This is a genomic window from Holdemanella sp. (genome assembly GCF_056804935.1).
On record NZ_DBMEXE010000136.1, the window covers coordinates 1 to 4,552 of the forward strand.

Annotated in this window: 5 protein-coding genes; 1 reads left to right on the forward strand and 4 read right to left on the reverse strand. The window is 36.3% G+C overall.

The window, feature by feature from the left end; genetic code table 11:
* The 4 genes from ACZQCL_RS06780 to ACZQCL_RS06795 form a co-directional block, all read right to left on the reverse strand.
* The coding region (locus ACZQCL_RS06780; protein WP_482482384.1) for an alpha-amylase family glycosyl hydrolase at positions 1-598 on the reverse strand (598 nt) is incomplete at its 3' end.
* A gap of 4 nt (positions 599-602) precedes the next feature.
* Positions 603-1,088: a Cys-tRNA(Pro) deacylase gene (gene ybaK, locus ACZQCL_RS06785; protein WP_482482386.1), complete on the reverse strand. Its 486-nt coding sequence runs from the start codon at positions 1,086-1,088 to the stop codon at positions 603-605.
* The gene (locus tag ACZQCL_RS06790; RefSeq protein WP_482482388.1) at positions 1,085-1,633 is read right to left on the reverse strand and encodes an ANTAR domain-containing response regulator; all 549 of its coding nucleotides are present in this window, start codon (positions 1,631-1,633) and stop codon (positions 1,085-1,087) included. The genes ybaK and ACZQCL_RS06790 overlap by 4 nt, the downstream gene beginning before the upstream one ends.
* Positions 1,634-1,639: 6 nt before the next feature.
* The gene (locus tag ACZQCL_RS06795) at positions 1,640-2,809 is read right to left on the reverse strand and encodes a glutamine synthetase family protein (RefSeq protein ID WP_482482390.1); all 1,170 of its coding nucleotides are present in this window, start codon (positions 2,807-2,809) and stop codon (positions 1,640-1,642) included.
* Between the two features lie 188 nt (positions 2,810-2,997).
* Between ACZQCL_RS06795 and ACZQCL_RS06800 the strand changes: the two genes are divergently transcribed.
* The coding region (locus ACZQCL_RS06800; protein WP_482482392.1) for a glutamine synthetase III family protein at positions 2,998-4,552 on the forward strand (1,555 nt) is incomplete at its 3' end.

Below are 4,552 nucleotides of genomic sequence, written 5' to 3' on the forward strand. Positions count from 1 at the left end.
GATTATGTAAAGTTTGAAGGAAGTTTTTATCTAGACAATATGCGACATCTAATCTTAAACCATCAATTTTAAATTCTTCTTGCCAGAAATCCACTACACTTAAAATGTATTCTACTACTTGTGAATTTTGAAGATTCAACTTCACTAAGATATCATTGCCTTTCCAATCCTGGTACCAGAAGCCATCGTTGTAGTGATTGTTTCCATTAAAATCAATATAGAACCAATCCTTATAAGGTGAATCCCACTTCTTTTCTAATACATCTTGAAACGCAAAGAAATCACGTCCCACATGATTAAACACGGCATCTAAAATAATTTGAATACCATTTTCATGGAATTGTTTTACAACTTCCTTTAAGTCTTCATTGGTACCCAATCTTGTATCTAACGTTTTAAAATCCGTTGTATCATAGCCATGCGTACGACTTTCAAAGATTGGATTCAGCATAATACAATCAATTTTTAATTTTTTTAAATGCGGAATGAAATCCTCTAATTTATGAATTCTATGTTCTAGAACATGATCATTCTCAAATGGCGCTCCACAAGCTCCAAAAGGATATATTTGATAAAATACACTCTCATTCGCCCACATAAAATTACTCCTTTGTGATATCGCCTGCTTGAACATGAATTAAATCCATCAATGTCTTTGGATCCATCTCAATCTGCATACCAATTTTACCTGCACTAAAATAGATTTTATCTTGATTTAAACAATCCTTTTCAATAAACGTACGAAATTGTTTTTTCATACCCAATGGAGAACAACCACCACGAATATAGCCCGTAATCTTATTGATGTCCTTCACATGAATCATCTCACAAGATTTGACCTCGGCTATTTTTGCACACTTCTTTAAATCCAGTTCCTTTTCGACCGGAAGCATATACACTAAGTATTCCTTTGTATTTGCCTGTGTAACTAAAGTTTTATACACAGCCTCCACTGGCTGATGTAACATATTCGCAACATGCACACCATCTACGGGATCACCATCTTTATGTTCATACATATGCGCTTGATATTCCACTTTATGCTGATCTAAAAAACGCATCGTATTGGTCTTTTGAATCTTTTTCATGTTTGAAACTCCTCTAATAACTCTTTAGCCACCAAGAATTTCGTCTTATTCTGCTCCATCGCTATCTTTTCAATATAGTGATGCGCCTTGTCTTCACTCCAATGATAATTTGAAATCAAAACCAACTTACAATGATCCACCATCTTCAACTCTAAATATTTCTGTTCAAGCTTACTGATCTTCTTTTCATAAAGCTGGATTCGCCTATTCATACTCATAAGAATCTGAAATGCTTCATACACCAACTGCTTCTTGATGGGATACGACAGAACTATTATACCACTATCTTTACACTGATATGAAACTTGATCATAGATTTCCTTATTGCACACCAAAAGAACTTGCGTATTTAAACTCTTCGCAAAATTTAAAAGCCCACTTGTCGTTTGCGAATATAAGATCACAACAATCTCAAAATGCGTATTTCTCAACTTATTTAACGCATCATTATATGTCTTTGACAGCACATATCGATAATTGGCCGTATTTTTTAATAAAGCTAAGAAATTCTCATTTCCAAGTACTAATACTTTACTTGCCTCCATACGCACTTACCCAACATAAATATCCACTACATCTTTTCCTAAAACTTGTTTTAACCAATCCGAATTCAAAGCCTTTTCCTTTGCCTCTTTTAAGCTTTGAGGAAGCTTTTTTGTATCACTCGATACAATATCCGTACAAGGATCGGGTACCATGTTCTTTTCAATCCCCTCTAAACCGGCATAAATCAATAAGGCATAGGCCAAATAAATATTACAACTACAATCCGGACTTCTTAACTCCATACGATTTGTCGAATGCGTAGCCGGAATACGAATCAATTGATTACGATTCTGATACGACCAGGAAATATAGCCGGGCGCCTTATCCTTACCCAAACGCTTGTAGGAGTGTTTTGTCGGATTTAAAGAGGCTGTCATCTCTTCAATACGATTTAAAATACCCGCCATAAAAGGCATCAACAACTCTTCATGTTGATCTACACTCATATTAATATGCATCCCATTACCTGGCTGATCCTCTAAAGGTTTTGGTGAAAAGTCAGCTACTAAACCCTGCATATTCGCAATAGCTTCAACAACCCACTTAAATGTCGCCGCATTATCCGCTGCCTGTAAAGCACTTGAATAACGAAAATCAATCTCATTTTGCCCAGGACCCATCTCATGATGCGAAACCTCTGGATCAATTCCCATTTCCGATAATGTTAAACAAATCTCACGACGAACATTTTCCCCTTTATCTAATGGTGAAATATCCATATACCCCGCATGATCCAATGGAACATAGGTATTTTCTCCATTTTCATCCTGCTTAAATAAATAGAATTCAAACTCTGAACCAAAGTTAACACTGATTCCCATACTTTTCGCTTTTAGGATTGCCTTCTTTAATATATAACGCACATCCCTTTCAAAAGGCGTTCCATCCGGATATTTAATATCACAATACATACGAATGACACTTCCATCCATACTACGCCATGGCAAGATACTCATAGTGTTCGGGTCAGGATATAAGAATAGATCACTATGCACTTCATCTAGAAAGCCATCAATGGCACTGGCATCAAAGCTAATTCCCTCCACAAATGCCCTTTTTAATTCAGTTGGTAAAACAGAAACATTTTTCTGTGTACCATACATATCAAAATAAGAAAGACGAATAAATCGAACGTCTTGTTCTTCACAAAAATTTAATACATCCTCATATGTCATACAATTCACCTCGAATAATTAATACACTATTTTCATTCTGTTTTCAAATCATTTTACATTTTTTCATTGACAACACAAAATATCTGTTTATAATGAATGCATACATGGCAAGGACGCCAAAGAAAACATAGGTCAAACCCTAGTTTTTTTAGTGTCCTTGCCCTTTTTTTATGTAAAGGAGAGCCATTATGAAATCGATCGTAGAAGAAATTTTTGGAAGTAAAGTTTTTGATGAATCTGTTATGCGAGAAAAGCTCGCAAAAGATACATATCGCGAATTAGAAAAAACCATTCGCGATGGAAAACAGTTAAATATCAAAATCGCAAACGCGGTAGCCCACGCTATGAAAGAATGGGCCTTAGAACAAGGTGCAACACACTATACACACTGGTTCCAGCCAATGACAGGAGTTACAGCTGAAAAGCATGATGGCTTTATCAATCCCGATAAAGATGGCAAAGTCATTATGGAATTTAGTGGAAAAGAATTAATCAAAGGTGAGCCAGACGCCTCAAGTTTTCCAAATGGTGGATTAAGAGCCACATTTGAAGCAAGAGGATATACAGCTTGGGATCCAACAAGCTATGCCTTTATTAAAAACGGAGTTCTTTGTATTCCAACCGCTTTCTGCTCTTACTCAGGACATGCCCTAGATAAGAAAACGCCACTACTTCGAAGTATGCAGGCCATTAATAAACAAGCCTTACGTATTGTGAAATTATTTGGCAATGACGATGTTCAAACCATTAAAACAACCGTCGGACCTGAACAAGAATATTTCTTAGTTGACCAGAAATATTATGAACAAAGAAAAGACTTGATCTATACAGGACGTACATTATTTGGTGCACCATGCCCTAAAGGACAAGAATTGGAAGATCATTATTTTGGAACAATCAAAAGTCGTGTTCAAGAATTTATGTCCGATTTAAATAAAGAGTTATGGAAACTTGGCATCTTGGCAAAAACTGAACACAACGAAGTAGCGCCTGCTCAACATGAATTAGCCCCAATTTTCACAACGACAAATATCGCAACAGACCACAACCAATTGACAATGGAATTGATTCAAAGAGTTGCGAAAAAACATGGATTGGTTGCCCTACTTCATGAAAAACCATTTGAAGGAATCAACGGAAGTGGTAAACACAATAACTTCTCTTTATCTACGGATACAGGAATCAACTTATTAGAACCAGGCGATACGCCTCATGAAAACGCACAATTTTTAGTCTTCTTAGCCGCTATTATCAAAGCTGTAGATGAACACCAAGACTTATTACGATTAAGTGTAGCCACTGCAGGTAACGATCACCGACTAGGTGCTAACGAAGCGCCTCCAGCTATTATCTCTATTTTCTTAGGTGATGAATTAACTGCTGTATTAAAGGCCATTGAAGAAGATAAACCATATGATGGAAAAGAAAAAGAATTGATGAAGATTGGAGCAACCGTTCTTCCTAAATTCCCTAAAGATTCAACCGACCGTAACCGTACTTCTCCATTCGCCTTTACCGGAAACAAATTCGAATTCAGAATGCCCGGATCTAACTCAAGTATTGCCGGATGCAATATTGTGTTAAATACAGTCATTGCGGATGAAATCGAAAAATTTGCGAATATCTTAGAAGCTGCAGATGATTTTGACACTACATTACATGCCTTGATCAAAGATACAATCAAAAACCACAAGCGCATTATTTTCAATGGCAATGGATATGATGATTCTTGGGTTAAAGAAG

What these genes read in the sequence shown, in the direction of transcription:
- ybaK (WP_482482386.1), bottom strand. Translation starts at nt 1,088, where the DNA reads ATGAAAAAGATTCAAAAGACCAATACGATGCGTTTTTTAGATCAGCAT.
- ACZQCL_RS06790 (WP_482482388.1), bottom strand. Translation starts at nt 1,633, where the DNA reads ATGGAGGCAAGTAAAGTATTAGTACTTGGAAATGAGAATTTCTTAGCT.
- ACZQCL_RS06795 (WP_482482390.1), bottom strand. Translation starts at nt 2,809, where the DNA reads ATGACATATGAGGATGTATTAAATTTTTGTGAAGAACAAGACGTTCGA.